Annotated in this window: 18 protein-coding genes; 16 read left to right on the top strand and 2 right to left on the bottom strand. The window is 51.5% G+C overall.

Annotated features, from left to right (window positions below; all coding sequences use genetic code 11):
* The first annotated feature begins 6 nt into the window (after positions 1-6).
* From NP77_RS20940 to NP77_RS23135, 6 genes are all read left to right on the top strand, one after another.
* Entirely contained in the window at positions 7-1560 is a 1554-nt protein-coding gene (locus NP77_RS20940; RefSeq protein ID WP_039661537.1) for a tail protein, read from the top strand.
* A 33-nt stretch (positions 1561-1593) separates the two neighbouring features.
* A complete protein-coding gene (locus NP77_RS20935; RefSeq protein WP_033780351.1) occupies positions 1594-2025 on the top strand; it encodes a hypothetical protein in 432 nt (143 codons plus the stop codon).
* A 10-nt stretch (positions 2026-2035) separates the two neighbouring features.
* Entirely contained in the window at positions 2036-2407 is a 372-nt protein-coding gene (locus tag NP77_RS20930; protein ID WP_039661534.1) for a hypothetical protein, read from the top strand.
* A gap of 181 nt (positions 2408-2588) precedes the next feature.
* Positions 2589-3026 (top strand): hypothetical protein, encoded by a 438-nt coding sequence (locus NP77_RS20925; protein WP_039661532.1) that lies wholly within the window; start codon positions 2589-2591, stop codon positions 3024-3026.
* A gap of 558 nt (positions 3027-3584) precedes the next feature.
* On the top strand, positions 3585-4127 hold the full coding sequence (locus tag NP77_RS20920; protein WP_039661853.1) for a hypothetical protein: 543 nt from the start codon (positions 3585-3587) through the stop codon (positions 4125-4127).
* Between the two features lie 12 nt (positions 4128-4139).
* On the top strand, positions 4140-4577 hold the full coding sequence (locus tag NP77_RS23135; protein WP_072040380.1) for a type II toxin-antitoxin system YafO family toxin: 438 nt from the start codon (positions 4140-4142) through the stop codon (positions 4575-4577).
* A 163-nt stretch (positions 4578-4740) separates the two neighbouring features.
* Here NP77_RS23135 and NP77_RS20915 read toward each other — a convergent pair whose 3' ends face one another.
* Positions 4741-4932, bottom strand: coding sequence for a hypothetical protein (locus NP77_RS20915; RefSeq protein ID WP_039661529.1), 192 nt, complete (start codon positions 4930-4932; stop codon positions 4741-4743).
* 74 nt (positions 4933-5006) lie between these two features.
* On the bottom strand, positions 5007-5267 hold the full coding sequence (locus NP77_RS20910) for a hypothetical protein (RefSeq protein ID WP_156137315.1): 261 nt from the start codon (positions 5265-5267) through the stop codon (positions 5007-5009).
* A gap of 589 nt (positions 5268-5856) precedes the next feature.
* Here NP77_RS20910 and NP77_RS23130 point away from each other — a divergent pair.
* From NP77_RS23130 to NP77_RS22660, 10 genes are all read left to right on the top strand, one after another.
* The gene (locus NP77_RS23130) at positions 5857-6129 is read left to right on the top strand and encodes a zinc ribbon domain-containing protein (RefSeq protein WP_072040379.1); all 273 of its coding nucleotides are present in this window, start codon (positions 5857-5859) and stop codon (positions 6127-6129) included.
* 142 nt (positions 6130-6271) lie between these two features.
* Positions 6272-8548 carry a hypothetical protein gene (locus NP77_RS20900; protein ID WP_039661522.1) on the top strand — a complete coding sequence of 759 codons (2277 nt, stop codon included), beginning with the start codon at positions 6272-6274 and terminating at the stop codon, positions 8546-8548.
* 184 nt (positions 8549-8732) lie between these two features.
* A complete protein-coding gene (locus NP77_RS20895) occupies positions 8733-9416 on the top strand; it encodes a thioredoxin domain-containing protein (RefSeq protein WP_197066379.1) in 684 nt (227 codons plus the stop codon).
* A gap of 146 nt (positions 9417-9562) precedes the next feature.
* On the top strand, positions 9563-10552 hold the full coding sequence (locus NP77_RS20890; protein WP_039661517.1) for a hypothetical protein: 990 nt from the start codon (positions 9563-9565) through the stop codon (positions 10550-10552).
* 2 nt (positions 10553-10554) lie between these two features.
* Positions 10555-11670, top strand: coding sequence for a phage late control D family protein (locus NP77_RS20885; protein WP_039661516.1), 1116 nt, complete (start codon positions 10555-10557; stop codon positions 11668-11670).
* The gene (locus NP77_RS20880; protein WP_039661513.1) at positions 11667-12278 is read left to right on the top strand and encodes a phage baseplate assembly protein V; all 612 of its coding nucleotides are present in this window, start codon (positions 11667-11669) and stop codon (positions 12276-12278) included. Before NP77_RS20885 ends, NP77_RS20880 begins: the two co-directional genes overlap by 4 nt.
* A gap of 3 nt (positions 12279-12281) precedes the next feature.
* Positions 12282-12647 (top strand): phage tail protein, encoded by a 366-nt coding sequence (locus NP77_RS20875; RefSeq protein ID WP_039661511.1) that lies wholly within the window; start codon positions 12282-12284, stop codon positions 12645-12647.
* Positions 12648-12650: 3 nt separating this feature from the next.
* Complete coding sequence (locus NP77_RS20870) at positions 12651-13778, top strand: baseplate J/gp47 family protein (RefSeq protein WP_039661509.1); 1128 nt, start codon at positions 12651-12653, stop codon at positions 13776-13778.
* A complete protein-coding gene (locus tag NP77_RS20865) occupies positions 13779-14441 on the top strand; it encodes a hypothetical protein (RefSeq protein ID WP_039661508.1) in 663 nt (220 codons plus the stop codon).
* Positions 14442-14508: 67 nt separating this feature from the next.
* Positions 14509-15924, top strand: a complete 1416-nt coding sequence (locus NP77_RS22660; protein ID WP_052250682.1) for a hypothetical protein — start codon at positions 14509-14511, stop codon at positions 15922-15924.
* The last annotated feature ends 2 nt before the right edge of the window (positions 15925-15926 follow it).

Genomic DNA, 15926 nt, shown 5'->3' with positions numbered 1-15926 from the left:
CTTGTCATGCCGATATATCCAGCCGGCGACCTAAACACGTCTGCATTAACCGCTCCGGATTTGTATGTCCAGGTTGTGCCACCCCGAGCGCGCTACATCAATGGCGTTCCCACCGATGGGCTGGGGCTGGTGGGTGTTGCAGGCTGGGGGCCGGTTAACAGCGCCTTTCGTATCAGTTCGGATAACGATTTAGCGTTCTTTCTGGGCGCGCCAAAAGACCGAAAATACGATCTTGCAACGGCGGCTGCCATTTCACTTCAGCTCGGGGCATCAAACCTGAACTGTGTGCGTGTGACAAACGGTGAGGACAAGACCGCCAGTGGAAAACTCTTTGAAAATGGCGGCAAATCAGCACTGCTGCTTACGGCGCTATACAGCGGGACGCGGGGAAACCAGATTATTGCAGGTATCGGCAGCGGTACCGCAGCTAACTCAAAAAAGCTGACCATCAGTCTGCCGGGTGTGAGTGCTGAAGTCTTTGACAACCTGCAGGGCGGAGGGGATACGCTCTGGAAGGCGATGGCAGATGCAGTGAATCACGGCCAGCTGAACATCCGGGGGCCGAGCCAGCTTGTTCACGCGACTGTAACTACGCCTGAATCCGCTGCGCAGGCTGCGGCAACAGAAGTCACTCTTAATGGTGGTACCGATGGCGCTACTGAGATCACTGATACAGTTCTTCTCGGTACGGATAGCATCGAGGGAACCCGTAAAGGCATGTACGCTCTGCGTGGCACTAATTCACAGGTCATCAACCTGGTTGATCTCACCAAGAAAGATTGCTGGCCTGCCATGGCAGCGTTTGCCCGCTCCGAAGGCGCGTATGTCATCGCGCAGGGTCCGGCTTCAGCCGGATATAAAGCGGTGTCAGAGACTCTCAACAGTTCAGGTGTGGATGACTGGCATTTTAAGCTGATTGTCGGTGACTGGCCATTCTGGAAGGATACCGCAAACGGTATCAACCGCATGATTGCGCCCGCCACGTTCGAAGCGGCGAATATTGCAGCCCGATCACCTCATATCTCCACCCTGAACAAACGCATCCCTGGCATCATCGCAACCGAGCGCCAGCTGGCCGGGCGACCTTACTCGGTAGCGGAAATCGGTGCCATCAACTCAGCACGTCTTGATGTCATCACCAATCCCTGTCCGGGCGGCAATTACTTTGGCATGCGCTCCGGGCGTAATACGTCATCAAATCCGACCCAGAACGATGACACCTACACCCGCATGACCAACTTCCTGTCGCTGACCATTGCGGCGAGCTTCGGCAGCGTAGTGGGTGACAACCAGACCACGGAGCTGCGCCGGGAGACTAAAAGCACCCTGGAAGCTTTCCTGTCGAATCTTGAGATGCTGAAGATGATTGGCGATCCGAATGGCGGACCAGCCTTTGCTGTGCGAGTTGATGCCGGCAACAATCCGGATGACCGTGTCGCACTTGGCTATATGACAGCCGATGTGCAGGTGAAGTACCTAAACGTGGTCCGCTATTTCCTGGTTAACCTGGAAGGAGGTGGCAGCGTGTCCATCTCCGTTTCGGACAGCCTGTCGCGCTGAATCCTGCCTCATTACTCATTCCGGAGATGAACCATGCCAACCCTGGGCTACACCGTCGGGCGTGATATTGCTGTCGATATCAATACTCCCACGGGGAAACTGCGCATTCCCAAAATCATGAGTTTTGACTCAAAGCCGCAGGTCTCAACCCATAAAATCACACCGCTCAATGGCATTACCGACGAGCTGCAGATCCCCGTCGGCTGGAACGGCACCATCGCTGCAGAGCGAATGGATGCCACTCTCGATGATTTCTGGGCGAAATGGGAAGACAACTATTACAACGGCATCGATCAGCCCCGCGGCACCATTACTGAAACCATTACCGAAGCCAACGGCACTGTCAGTGTGTATCGGTATGAGGGCGTGTCGTTTCACCTCACCGATGCCGGCAACAAGCAGGGGGAAAAGACAGTGAACCAGACCCTGTCATGGACGGCGAACCGCCGTAAAAAAGTGAACTAAGGAGTAATCAATGGTGCAGGTCAGAGTGCATGAAACGCCGCCCGCAGTAGCGAAATCGCCAGTGAGATCAGACCAGGTCCGGGATGCCAGTGGTCGCATTATTACCCTGCGTGAGCTCGATCCGGTGCAGGAATCCCGGCTGACGGTTGCGGTGGGCCCGGAAATGGCCATCAACGTGATGTACATGAACATGTATGCCTTCCCGGCTGCGGCCGTAGCTGATATTGATGGCGAGGAATACCCGCTACCGCAGAACCCGAAACAGATTGAAAGCATGCTTGCCATCCTGGGCAAAAACGGGCTTAAAGCGGTGAGTGCCTTCCTTCGTGCAAGGTCGAAAGACGACGAAGATGAGGCCACGGAGACCGCAGCAAAAAACTAGCGCAGAACCCCGGGTTTATAAACCAGTGCTGGCTGATGAAAGCCGGGGTTCCGTTCAGCGTGATTTTCCCTGACCTTACAGAGCTGATGCCCCATGAGCGAATTGCCATGTGTGTCGTCATCGGAGAGCTTGAGGGCGGCTCTTATAACTGGCACACACGAAGGTGGGAGGAAGGTAATTAGTGGACCTTGAGCAATTTGCGCGAGAGATGTCATCTGCATCAGCCAGTATATCTACCGGGCTGGAGTCGGGTTTCCGCGTCATCGTTAAAGAGATTGAGGAAACAGCGAAGGAAGAAATCGGCGTGTACCAGCCCGCTTACGGGCCCTTTGAGCCTTGGGCACCGCTGGCCGAATCCACCAAAGCCGACCGTATACGTCAGGGTTACTCCGAAGACGAGCCGCTGCTGCGCTCAGGCGAGCTCAGAGATTCCATCCAAAGTGAGGTAGTGGGTCTGGCAGCCATCGTTGGGACCAAAAGTGAAATCGGGCTATGGCAGGAGGTCGGCACTGAACACATACCGCCGCGGCCTTTCATTGGACCAGCATATTTGAGGAAGATTGACCCGCTGATGGAGTCAGTTGGGATGGCCATATCACAAAGCTTTAAGGCTTATTAATGAACTGAAAAGCTTAGAGTCTATCCTTGTGAAGGCATGAAGTGCTTAGTAACTGTTTCCATGACGTCCTTGCATCTTGCACCCTTCTCTAAATGGGCATTCAAGGGCTCAATCACTTACTTCTGAACTCTGCTGTACTGTGTTTGAACTCTATAAAATCCAATTTTATGTGTTTTCTGTATATCAATGTTTTTTCAGTGATTTTTTAGGTGGGTAATGTTGGTTTGTGTGATGTAATATGAGTGGCGGCGGATAGTACGCGTACATTTGAATGAATTCACTCTCTTTTTAACCAAGTCCGTAACAAAAAGTGCTATTCATCCGGCCTTTAACATTGTGTGATAAAGATACATGCAACTCGATCATGACGACATCGTTAATTACTATATAAGCAATCTGCTGCTAACTTCGGCAAACGTGCATTTTGACCTTTTAAAACTTCGGCGAACGTGCTTCGATCATGTTGGTTTTAAGATTGCTCAAATATGAGTAAAGGTATTAGACTTCGTACCGATAACACAAGTTATCAGTAATTTTTAGATGTCTATTGAGGTTGTTATGAATCCCTTTAATGCCATTACATTCGCTGCTTTGTGTGGGCCATTGGCTCAACCTGCTGCTATGGCTCAGGATTTTATAGCCCATCCCGCACCTATCATGGCTGACTCAGTTAATGGCGTCCCTTCGCTTGATGATTACGCGCGTAGCGTAGAAGAAGGTAAGAAGGCGCTTAGTCAGCTTACCAACACAATGGACGATTATTACATCCGGCTTGTCGAATTGGATTCAGAATCTGCAAAACAGTACGTTTTGGAAAACGGTCTGGAGACTACCGAGGCTTGTGAGATGTTTTTAAGAGCTTTTGAAGAAGACATAAAAAAAACTATAGCCTCCAACGAGTTGCCTAAGTTTGTGGCTACGGAATTGAAAGTATATTGGCGTCATATTGCTAAAGCTCGCTCTTCTGCTACGCGTTTAAACAGTTTCTCGAAGAATTTAATGCGGGATGCTGTAGAGTTCCAATCTGGAACTGATCTTATGGCGATTAAAGAGTTAGCATCTCTAACTACAGCCAAAATGAAAGAAATTAATTTTCATTAAGGCTAAAAACACGTGAATCATATTGAAGTCTCAATAAATCCAAATACTAAAGAAAATTTCTTCTCAGAAGTTTTTTTAAGGTTCCCTGAGTTAGAGACTTCAATATTACAGGATTTTAAAAGGTATAAGGCCACTGGTGAATTGCCTAACTATTTTGGCAGAGATGTAGCTTACACTCAGCCTCATAGTGCATTCCGTTCAGGTCTTATGCACATTCACTTGTGTCTTCCCCCAAACTCGTTTCCAAAAAATCGCCCCCAAAATGACAGGGTTTGTAAACGTGATCATCCTGAACAGGATGCATGTTTAGTCTATGTTCAGGGCGAGCTTTATGAAGACCGATATTCTTTAATCGCGATAATGCATCCAAATGCGCACGAGATGGCCCGCCAACATGATGTTATGAGCTATCTTTCTCGTGTTGCCCAAGAATTTAGAGACAATAATTAAAGAGTAGTCTTTAAATCTCTGAAAATTAAGATCCGCTTCTTGAATTGATAATGCATATTTTATGAGCACTTTAAAATCATAAATAATGAACTCAAATAACCCGCTCCAGCGGGTTTTTCTTTCTGAACGGCACTCAACCGGAAACCAAAAAAACGATCAGTGCTTATCGATACGGCGCATTAGGCCACTTCTTGTAAGCGAAGACGTAGAGCATGACGAAATGTATGCCCGGACAGGAGAGCAGTAACGCCATTTTCCAGCCAAACCCAGCTTTCTGAGCCATGCGAAAGCAGGGTATAAACATAAAAAACCAGATGATTAAGGACAGTGCTGCGAGAGGGTTTGGTTGTTCCATTGAGCGTTCTCCTTGACTTGCATGCCTTTAGTATCGGCACTCAGCCTTAATTATTCAGTGTGAATGAGCACTGTTTATGGCTTCTTTAGCAAATCAATCTGCACAAGCAGACGTTTATGTGTCTCGATCGCATCCCATATCTGGTCTTGAGTGTCACCGTCCCATTCCGGGCAAACTGCTAGTTTAGAGCGGAATTGCTTCAGCCTGATGTGGATAGCCGCAACTTCGTCTCGATTGCATCTTGCAGCGATAAAATTGAGTTGAGCGTCAGTAGTTCGCTTATAAAACGACTGAACATCTCGGGATTTTTCAAATAACCGGGAGAGCTTATCCATAGCCATATGTTCCTGAGGTCGACTCTGAAGCCAGTTATCGTCAGTTTAAGGTTAAAATTCAGCATTGCTATGCATATTTCGATCCTTGAAAGGGGTCGCTTAGGCATGTTTCTGGCACATAGCCTTCCATAACGTAAATAATTGTAATCTAGCTAAATTTATCAGTATTGTGACCGTTCTCTCTTATAGAAAGGGAGGATGTGATGATACCGATTAAACTAAGATTAGTTCTGATGTTCATAACTGTAGTTACAGGAGTTTATATTCCGACTTCTATGATGGGACTAACGTTCCACAATGCCTTTTATGCTAAGCAACAGCTCAATTGTGTTAATGATACTTCCTCAGCCCTTATGAAGATGTTTGATGAGTCTGAGCCGGCAGACTTGGTAAGGAAGAATGACATGATTAGCCATGACTTAAAAACCTGTATACATAATCTGGATTACAACAAAGGTTTGATCACATTTACCAGGGAAGAGCTTAGTCGATAGAGGACGATCCCTGTTTCACAGAGTGGTAGATTTGCTTCCCTTTATATCAGATTGCCTTTAGGATTTATCTGAATACTTTTAATGGGGATAGGGATATGGAATTGCTGATTTTGTGTGCATTGATAGGCTGTATTCCTGCTGCTATAGCAAGCAGTAAAGGGCGGTCATTCTTTGGCTGGTGGCTGTATGGCGCTTTGTTTTTTATAATTGCGTTAATTCATTCGCTCTGCATTCGAAAAGACCATAAGTTAATCGAAATGGATCAGATAAGTGAAGGTTTAGTTAAATGTCCCTATTGTGCTGAGATGATTAAACCAGAAGCCATAAAATGTAAGCACTGCGGCAGCGATATTAATTTAGCTACTTAATACGGTTGCTTAGATGCTGGCACATCTGATAAAGCCATAACGTACTGAATCTAATGTAATCATTTACTCTTTTATGATTATTTTATCCTAAATTAAACCCAGCCTTGGCTGGGTTTTTTTACATCCCTAAAACGAGGATCCCATGGATGTTCAGGCTTACCGCGTAGCCGTGCGGCTGGCGCTGGATGACCAGATTACGCGCAACCTGCTGCAGGTGAGCCGTGATGCGATTGAACTGAATAAGAAGTTCGTCACCATCACCAGGAACATTAAAGCGCTGACCCGTGCGGCCCGTGAGGCGACATCTGCGCTGCGGGCACTCAATCGCTCCCTCAATAATGAGTTCTCTGGTGCGTCACGAGGCGCGAGTGAGTATGCCGGTGCCATCCGCGAGATTGCTGACCAGACACAGCGCATCAACCGGGCCTCCCGTAATGTGCCACTGCTGGCGGGCAGCTTCGGTGCAGCAATGACGCTGCCCGTTCTGGCTGTGGGTGCCGCGGCTGCAGGCGGCAGCGGTGGATATGGGAACAATGGCGGAGGACCTGCGCTGCCTCCTCCAGCAGGAAACAGTCGCTGGTGGCATGGCTGGAATAACGGCGTCCCTCCTGGTGGATGGGGTGATGGCGGCTCTGGCCACGGCGGTGGTAATGGCCGGCCACCAGGCGGAGGCTCATATTCAGACGGTATGACCAATCTGGCCACCGGCTATCTGGGCTTCAGGATGCTGAAGGGATTTGTTGACGAGGCTGCCAGGTACCAGACCATGACTGAGAAGTTCAGACAGTTCGGTATGAGTCAGGCTGCAACAGAGGAGGCACAGCGTTTCGCCGAAACCACGCGGGTCCGTGGTTCATCAGCCACTGACATGCTGAAGTATCTGGTCGAGGCGCAGGGGGTATTCAGCGAGTCCGGCATGAAGTCTGTGGAGGAGCAGCTGCGCGCGGCGAAACTGGCAGCCCCCGTGCTGGCGCGTATCACCTTCGCCTCCCGCGGACTGGATGAGCACCAGCGTGAAGCCACGGTTGCGAAGCAGATGGATATGCTGCGCTTTACCGAGACCGCGGGCGGCCTGAAAAGCCCTGAGCGGTTTAATCAACTGATGGACGCTGCCTTCCGCGCAATCCAGTCCTCCGGGGGCAATGTCGATTTCACCCAGTACCGTCAGTTTATGGCCAAAGCCGGCACTGCTGCGTTCGGCCTGAGCAATAAAGCGTTGTTTGCCGAGCTTGAGCCGATTATCGGCGAGCTTAAGGGCAGCTCAGCGGGTGATGCGCTGATGACCGCTTACAACCGGTTAAACGGCATTATCAGACTGCCGAATCAGGTCACGCATGACCTCATAAAAATGGGCATATGGGATGCCAGCAAAATTGAGCTTAACAGCCTGGGGGGCGTGAAGCGTTTCCGGGGCAATCCACTTATCAACGCTCAGCTCTTCAGCCAGTCGCCGGTTGAATACTATGAAAATGCCATCCTGCCTATCTATCGCCGTAATCATTACACTGAAGAACAGAAGCAGCGTGAGAATGCCCTGATATTCGGGCGGACCGGCGGCAAGATGTTTAACCTCATCGACAAACAGCTTGAGACCATCCATCACCGTATCGACGCCTATGGCATCGCGCGCGGGCTTGATGACGCCTATGGCGCGGTTGGCAGCACCTATAACGGCAAGAAAATCGACTTCCATAAGAAATGGCAGAACCTACAGCTGGTGATGGGCAGGGATGGCGGCCTGCTGGACACCTTCACGCAGGGACTGGACAGTCTGACGCATTCTCTCCAGCAGATGGCAGACATTGCGCACCGGCATCCGGAGATGGCGAAGTTTGCCGGAAAGGCTGCACTGGCTGTCACCAGCCTTGCTGGTATCAGCGGGGGATTCTGGTTGATTAAACATGCAGCGGGCGCATTGCTGACACCGCTTAAACTGGCGGGGTGGGGCATTGACCTGCTGATTGGAAGAAGTGCCACCACGGGTCTGACCGGGCTCACTGCCGCGCTTACCGGTCTGCCGGGTATTATCTCTGCCGTAACGCTGGCGGCCCTGTATCCGGGAAGCACAGTATCGCACAGCCGGGAAATGGCAGAGCGTGACAGACTTGCCCGTCAGAATGCGCGTGACAACGGTGTTGCCTATAAGCCCTGGATGCCGTCACAGTCAGATTTCGACAGGCAGCATGTGCGGGAACAGGCTTACCGTAAAACCGGTCGCTATCCACCGATACCGCCAGTGCCCCAGAGCCATGCCGGTCAGCCCGTCAATCTTATGATGACACATGAAGGCCGGCAGGTGCTGGTGGCCACCGTCATGAGTGGCATCAGTAAGCAGGTAGCCAGAGCGCCAGCCTCAACCAGCGCTTTTGACCCGTCGATGCTGATGGTTTATCCCGGTCAGGCAGGCAACCTCTCATAAGTCTGGCTACCAGCAGTGACTGTTTGACTCTGTCTCAATAAATATTTTCAGAAGTTCCAGTTTTCAGAATTCTGAAAGCCATTCCCGGCATGCTGAGTTCACTGAAGACCTCATTCACTGCCGCTATCCGCGGTTTCTGTGAAATTGCCCGTGGAGTCCCGATATGCTCAATGAATACCTGTTCATGCTGATGCTCATCGGCGCATGGCCTGCACCAGCAGCGGTCACGCATCATCAGGTCAGCACTTACATTACGTCAGAACAGACTCAGCCATTGTCGCAGATCGATGCGATTACCCGCATAAAATTGCTTAACGATCCGCTTTCTCCTGTCGTCGGTTCAGAGCAGCCAGTACTGAAAATTGTCACTTTTGTGAATTACGACTGTATTCACTGCAGACGTCTGGACACCAACCTGGAGAGGCTTTTAAAGGCCTATCCTCAGACAGCCATCACCTACAAACTGATTTCATACGGCCCGGAAGCGTCAACCGCTGTCACACGCATGGCGCTTGCCGTCTGGATAGAGCATCCTGAAAAATTCCATGCTTTTCATCACGCACTGATGTCATACAGCGGTCTGGATGATGGATTGCGTATCTATTCAGCCCTGCATGCTGCCGGAATTTCAGCCAGCACGTATCCGCTCAATACACAGAATATTATCGAGGTGAATAAAGAATTGATGAGAAGGCTTCATTATACAGGTACGCCGACGACCATCATCGGGAACAGGGTATTGCCGGGTGAAGTAAGTTATGAAGCGCTTGAAGATGCCGTCAACAAGGCCCAGGCCGCGGCAAAGGACGAGAAACAGCTGGCTGTTCTGAAAAAGAAGAAATCTCAGGCTGAGCAGGCTCAGGAGTAGGCCCATCACTTTGCAATGAATTGGAGGCCCGGGTATCTTTTTTTATCAGTCTGCTGACCCGCCTGTCTATGGCATCGATTTTCGCAAATACCCGTCAGTAGCTTCCTCATTACCGTAAGTCCCCCTCTGAAACAGGCTCATCCTGTATGTCATTTCTCAATTCACTGGCGCAGTTCGCGCAGGGTATCGAACCGACTGTTACGCGCCTGATGTTAGGCGACTTCGAATTCATGGAGTTTGAAGTCCCTGAACAGGTATCCATCCGCGGCAGGCAAAAAACAGTACAGCACCAGATGATTGGTGGTCGGCGTATTATCGACGTGCTGGGCACGGAATACGAGCCTCTGAACTGGTCGGGCATTATCACGGGTCCACAGGCTGGCGACCGCGTCAGTGCGCTGGAGCGTATGCGGGATGCCGGGCATCCGGTTGTGCTTACGCTGGATAATTACCGTTTCACTGTGGTGATTACGGCTTTTAGTCCGGTGTATGAATTCATCTGGCGTCGTCCCTATTCCATTGAAGTGGCAGTTATCTGTAATGAGGGCTCGCCGGAGAAGGTGGATGTCCTGACCGGTGCCCTGCGGAGATTGATAGACAGTGACCTGGGCCGTGCGCTGGGCTTAGCCAATATCATCAACGTTGATGCCGTCACGCAGGCCGTCAGAAATCTGCATCAGGCGGTCAGACAGGTAACGGACTTTGCGCATGCTACCGTCGTTCAGATTCAGGCTGTTGTCAGGCCCATTATTGCTGCCCGCAACATCATTCAGCATGAGCTCGCACTGCTGGAAGCCGCAGCCGTTGAGATCACTACTCTGGGCGGATTGGTTCCCGATAACCCCATTTCAAAAACTGTCAGTAATCTGCTCACTCAGTCAGACCATGCGACCCGCATTCCGGCCCTGTATCGCCTTCAGGAAGTGCTGGGCAGGCTGAACAAAAATGTTAATGCAGGGCAGGCTGCCAGTGGCGTGAAGGCGGTAACGTTGTCCGGAGGCAATCTGTATCAGGTGGCGTCAGAACAGTATGGCGATGCCTCCTTATGGACAAGCATTGCCGATGCAAATGATCTGACCGATCCGCAGCTTCGGGGCATTCATACCCTGAAAATACCCACCAGCCCGGCGAGTTAACGATGGACGTCATCAACCCCCTCACAGAATCCAGCGCCCGCCACGTCAGCGGGCGTTGTCTTTTAAACGGTTCAGAAGTGCCTTTTGTCTCGTTCAGCGTTGAGAATAATGCCTTTCGCGGTGCCGGAACATTTGAGCTTACGCTGGCGATTTCAGCGCTTCCTCCTGGCATGCAGTTGCTTAACTGGTGGGCGGTACAGACCACCATCACGGTCGAGCTGTTCATTGCAGTTATGACTCAGGCAGGGGTTCACGAAAAGAAGCACATCACAGGCAATATCGATACCTGGCAATACGAACCGGGGCGTTTTGAGATTTCAGCAGAGGGACGTGATTTCACCGCAAAGCTGATTGACGCGAAGACGACGGGTGAAAGCTTTAAAAATCTCACCAGTTCACAGATCGCCACCATGCTGGCGCAGCGTCACGGCCTGACACCGGTTGTCACTGCAACGACACAGCGCGTCGGCGAATACTACCAGATTGACACCGCGCATCTGACCGGTGAACAGACGGAATGGGATCTGATCACAAGCCTGGCGGCCATCGAAAACTTTTCGGTTTATGTGGAGGGTGGCAGCCTTCATTTCGGCCACGGACGCGCCTCTGCCTGTGGGAATGACTATGTAATCCGCTGGGAGCCGCCCGGTGAGCAGGCCTTTCCCCGGTGCAATGTCTCCAGCGACCTGACTTTTGCACGGGCGCTGACGATTTCAAAAGGCGTTACGGTGGAAGTGCTGAGCTGGAATGCAAAGCTTAAAAACAGACAGTTTACTGCCACCTACCCGGCCCGGGCCGGGGGGACCGGACCCGGTAAATCCACACCGGACAGGCAGGTCTATCGGGTGATCCGTAACGGACTGACACCCGATGCTGCACGCGCCCTGGCTCAGTCACTTTACCGGCAGATCATTCAGCATGAGATGACGTTCAGCTGCTCATTGGCAGGTGACAACCTGCTTATGCCTGAAACGTCAGTGCGCATCGAGGGCACTCAGAGCCTCTTTGATCAGCACTATTTCTGCGATCGGGTGCGTCGCACGCTAAGTACGGATTCAGGTTACAGAATGATGATATCCGGCAAAAACCACAGTTCCGCTCTGGAAGTTACACGGTGAAGGTACTTATTAACAGTATGGCGGCGACGGCCCGTCAGAGCCTGGCCGGCAAAAACAGCATCCGTCAGGGCATTATTACAGCCTACGATCCGGTTAGCTATGCGGTAAAAGTTCAGCTCCAGCCAACCGGAGAGGAAACGGGGTGGATCCCCCTCAGTACGCCCTGGGCGGGTAACGGCTGGGGACTGGCTGCAGGACCGATGATCGGCGCTGTGGCGGAGGTAGGATTTGATTCCGGCCTGCCTGGCGCAGGGATGTCTGAAGGGCAGTTTTACAACGACGCTGACCGCTGTCCGGGGCCACCCTCCGGCGAATTCTGGCTGGTGCATCAGAGCGGTACGCTGCTGAAGTTTCTCAACAACGGGGAAGTCCTCCTGTCGGCGAAGGAAAAACTCACTTACAACGCGCCTGCACACCATTTTACCGGTGGTGACGTGTGCATCGATGAGAATCTCACTGTCGCGAAAGATATCAGCGACCACAATGGCCGCTACGGTCCGGTTCATCGTATCCGTACTGTTTATAGCGGTCACACGCATCTCGAAAAAGGTCAGGGCAACTTTACCAACCCACCGCAACAGCAATTCACAGCCACGCTGCAGGATTAAATCATGCACGACCTCTATCACTTCACCGGCGGAGACCTCGACGCCTCTTCCACTGGCGACTTACGCACAGCATCCGCAAGCGATCGCGTGAAACAACGTATTCTGCGGCGGCTATTGACCAATCCTGGCGACTACGTTTTTCATCCGGAATACGGTGCCGGGCTGGGAAAGAAAATTGGTGAAGCCGTCAGGCCGGGTGAATGGAAATCCCTCATCAGCGGCCAGATGCTGCTGGAAGAGGCTGTCTCCAGCCATCCGCCGCCCGTTGTGAAACTGACGCGTATTGAGGGGGGCATCAGTGTTTCAGTGTCCTACACGGATGCAATGACCCGCTCCCCGGAAACCCTCCATTTCGATGTCACGAGGTAAGCAATGGCATCCCTCAATATCAAATCATTTAGTGAACTTGTGAGCGAGCAGGTCACCGCTATTCAGGCCAGGGCACTGAAGCTGGTGGATTTTTCTATCGGCAGTATTCTCCGATCGCTGGCGGAGTCGAATGCGGGAGTGGCCATGTGGATTCAGCAGCTGATTGTGAAGCTGCTGGTGACGACCCGTGCTGCAACATGCTCCGGCGAAGATCTTGACAGCTGGATGGCCGACTTCAGCTTTCCGCGTCTCTCAGCAGTCCAGGCGGTCGGGCAGGTCACTTTCAGTCGATTTACTGCAACGAGTCAGGCGCTCATCCCGCTTGGGGCGCAGGTCACCACAACTGACGGTACCCAGCATTACGCCGTTATTGAAGATAAGACCATGAGTGCCTGGGACCCTGTTCAGTCAGGGTATGTCATCGCGGCGGGCGCAATTTCCCTGGTGGTTCCGGTGCAGGCGAAAAGGGCAGGCGCAGCAGGTAACGCACAGCCGGGCACGGTTACGATCATTTCAGGCGCAATCCTTTACGTGGACACTGTAACCAACAATACCGCGTTTGTTAACGGCAAGAATGCAGAGGGGGATGACGGCTACCGGGCGAGATTTGTGTTGTGGATCGCCTCCCTGTCTAAAGCCACACGAGCGGCCATCGGCTTTGCCATCAGCAATCTTCAGAATGGCGTGAGTTACACCCTGACAGAAAATTTCTCATGGAATGGCCCGAAACAGCCGGGCTACTTTTATGCCGTGGTGGATGACGGCAGCAGCACCCCAAGCTCAGAGTTTCTCCAGCGAGCCTATGCGGCTATTGATGAAGTAAGGGGATTTACCATTTCTTTTGGTGTCTTTCGCCCAGTGGTGATCCAGGCTGATGTCATTATGGTGATCACCACTGATGATATGGCTGATCATGACCAAATCGTCATGCAGGTCAGAACGGCTATTAAGCAGTACATCGACAGCCTTGTTCTGGGACAACTGCTGTCTTATACCCAGTTGATTAAAGTGGCATACGGCGTCAGTCAGCTGGTGACCAATGTTTCATCCCTGACACTGAATGGCGGCACCGCCGATATGGCTGCATCTCATAAAGAGGTAATTCGTCCCCAAAACGTCGTGGTGAGCTGAATGGCCATAGGCGATCAACATGATTTTTACACCCGGCTTCATACCCTCCTTCCTGCTGGCTGGTTTGCTGACGAAAGTCCGGTTCTGCACGGCGCGCTGACAGCATGCGCGAAATCACTGGCCTGGTGCTACACACTCTATCTCTATGCACGTTCTCAGACACGTCTCGCAACAGCCACCCGTGGCTGGCTGGACATTGCCGCGTATGACTTCTTTGGTAACAACCTTATCAGGCCAGCTGGGATGTCGGACGAGCAGTTGAGGATTCAGATCAGAACCTGTCTGCTTCGGGAACGGGGCACCCGACAGGGGATCATCGACATTCTTGAAGCTCTGACCGGGAATAGACCGGTTGTTTTTGAGACCCTGCGCCCTGCAGATACGGGGGCTTATGGCGGACCGGCAATCGGCTATGGCGCTGCCGGGAGATATGGATCTTTTAATCTGCCTTATCAGGCCTTTGTGGAGGTCCGTCGTCCTAAAGGCAAGGATAATGCACGGATGACTGACAGCGATGTCCCCACATCCGTATACAGCACTGCTCCGGACGAAGAGTATGTTTCTGCAAACATGTCTGCACGCCGCGTGACGGATAAACAGATTTATGCAGCAGTCGCGGCCGTGAAAATGGAAGGTACGATTGTCTGGGTCCGCATTCACTGACTGCCGAACCCCTGATTTCGGTCACACTCTGGCTACCCTGCGGGTGGCCTTTTTTATGGAGAAATATATGGATCGTCAGATTGTTTATCCGGGTGCCATTCCACTCGAAACCGACCTTCTCAACACCAATAAATTCGCCATGACAGGCCTGGCCAGGCTTGCCATGGCGGTACTGGGTTCAGAGACCTGCCTGTATGGTCTGAGCTGCACACCCGACAGCCCGGCATCCCTGAGCGTTATTGTCGGGCCAGGTCAGATTTACAGTTTAGAGCATCCGGATAACACACCTTATTCATCACTTCCGGCTGACACGTCACAGCTTATCCTTAAACAAGGGCTGATCTGCACATCAACGTCTTTCAGACTGAGTGCCCCTGCAACAGCAGGGCAAAGCATAAATTATCTGGTACAGGTAAAGTATGAGGATGTAGACGCTGAAGAAATCATCATGCCTTACTACAACGCGGCAAACCCCGCGGAGGCGTTCAGCGGGCTAGGTAACTCAGGCATGGCTCAGCCGGGTAAACGATCAGGCGTCTGTCGCCTGGAATTGAAAGCCGGGGAGGCTTCACTGACAGGTTCACAGATCACGCCTACGCCGGATGCAGGCTATGTTGCAGCCTGGGTAATAACGGTGACGGCGGGCATGAAAACCATTACGAAGGCCAGTATTTTCATGATGCCGGGTGCGCCTTTTCTGCCTGAGGATGGCTTTATCGCAGCTGTACAGCAGGGGCATCTTAACAGGGGCAAAGCTGAAAGTCAGGGCGATAACTATCATCTGGTCTGTCAGCCACCGGTCACAAAACTGACAGATGGTATGCGTCTTTTTTTCCGCACACCCTCAACGAACACCGGGACCTGCGAACTTCGTGTCGGCGATCTTCCTTCATACCCAATCTATGACCATACACCCAAAGAACTCGATAAGGGCAGCCTCAGCGTCTGCCAGCAAAATGAAATCGAGTGGAACGCGGCCCTGAATGCGTGGATCCTGTGTAATAGCCAGCAGAAAAATGACTGGGATGAGCTGGATCGTCGCTACATCCCTGTCAGCGGTGGCAAAGTAAAAGGGCCACTTAAAATTGAAGGCTCGCTGAGTACGGACAGTGTATTCAAGATTGGAGATGCAGAAATTACGACTGAAGGCGGCATTTATGGCAAGACCTGGGAAGGAAGTTTACAAGAATGGATAATTAAACGTTCAGCTGGATTTGTTGGTGAACATCGTTCGCGTTTAGTCTGGAAAGACCCGGAAAGCAAATTTATGATTCAAGGTGGGCATACCAGTCGCCCAAAAGACGGTATTGTAAAATATTATATTACTTTCCCTTCCCGGTGTTTGATTGTTTTAATAACGCAAGCCGGCAAGCACGGAATGAGTAAAGATAATACGTATGTTGATAACGTTGATAGATTTCAATTTACATTAAACGCAGGGAAAGGTGAATCTTCATTCTACTGGCTGGCTATGGGGTGTTAATC

Origin of the sequence: Pantoea sp. MBLJ3 (genome assembly GCF_000816655.1) — a bacterium.
In the GTDB taxonomy this organism is placed as follows: domain Bacteria; phylum Pseudomonadota; class Gammaproteobacteria; order Enterobacterales; family Enterobacteriaceae; genus Pantoea; species Pantoea eucalypti.
Note: the sequence above shows the minus strand (reverse complement) of the source record. Positions and strands in the feature narration are given on the sequence as shown.

What these genes read in the sequence shown, in the direction of transcription:
- NP77_RS20940 (WP_039661537.1), top strand. Translation starts at nt 7, where the DNA reads ATGCCGATATATCCAGCCGGCGACCTAAACACGTCTGCATTAACCGCT.
- NP77_RS20935 (WP_033780351.1), top strand. Translation starts at nt 1,594, where the DNA reads ATGCCAACCCTGGGCTACACCGTCGGGCGTGATATTGCTGTCGATATC.
- NP77_RS20930 (WP_039661534.1), top strand. Translation starts at nt 2,036, where the DNA reads ATGGTGCAGGTCAGAGTGCATGAAACGCCGCCCGCAGTAGCGAAATCG.
- NP77_RS20920 (WP_039661853.1), top strand. Translation starts at nt 3,585, where the DNA reads ATGAATCCCTTTAATGCCATTACATTCGCTGCTTTGTGTGGGCCATTG.
- NP77_RS20915 (WP_039661529.1), bottom strand. Translation starts at nt 4,932, where the DNA reads ATGGAACAACCAAACCCTCTCGCAGCACTGTCCTTAATCATCTGGTTT.
- NP77_RS20910 (WP_156137315.1), bottom strand. Translation starts at nt 5,267, where the DNA reads ATGGATAAGCTCTCCCGGTTATTTGAAAAATCCCGAGATGTTCAGTCG.
- NP77_RS23130 (WP_072040379.1), top strand. Translation starts at nt 5,857, where the DNA reads ATGGAATTGCTGATTTTGTGTGCATTGATAGGCTGTATTCCTGCTGCT.
- NP77_RS20900 (WP_039661522.1), top strand. Translation starts at nt 6,272, where the DNA reads ATGGATGTTCAGGCTTACCGCGTAGCCGTGCGGCTGGCGCTGGATGAC.
- NP77_RS20895 (WP_197066379.1), top strand. Translation starts at nt 8,733, where the DNA reads ATGCTGATGCTCATCGGCGCATGGCCTGCACCAGCAGCGGTCACGCAT.
- NP77_RS20890 (WP_039661517.1), top strand. Translation starts at nt 9,563, where the DNA reads ATGTCATTTCTCAATTCACTGGCGCAGTTCGCGCAGGGTATCGAACCG.
- NP77_RS20885 (WP_039661516.1), top strand. Translation starts at nt 10,555, where the DNA reads ATGGACGTCATCAACCCCCTCACAGAATCCAGCGCCCGCCACGTCAGC.
- NP77_RS20875 (WP_039661511.1), top strand. Translation starts at nt 12,282, where the DNA reads ATGCACGACCTCTATCACTTCACCGGCGGAGACCTCGACGCCTCTTCC.
- NP77_RS20870 (WP_039661509.1), top strand. Translation starts at nt 12,651, where the DNA reads ATGGCATCCCTCAATATCAAATCATTTAGTGAACTTGTGAGCGAGCAG.
- NP77_RS20865 (WP_039661508.1), top strand. Translation starts at nt 13,779, where the DNA reads ATGGCCATAGGCGATCAACATGATTTTTACACCCGGCTTCATACCCTC.
- NP77_RS22660 (WP_052250682.1), top strand. Translation starts at nt 14,509, where the DNA reads ATGGATCGTCAGATTGTTTATCCGGGTGCCATTCCACTCGAAACCGAC.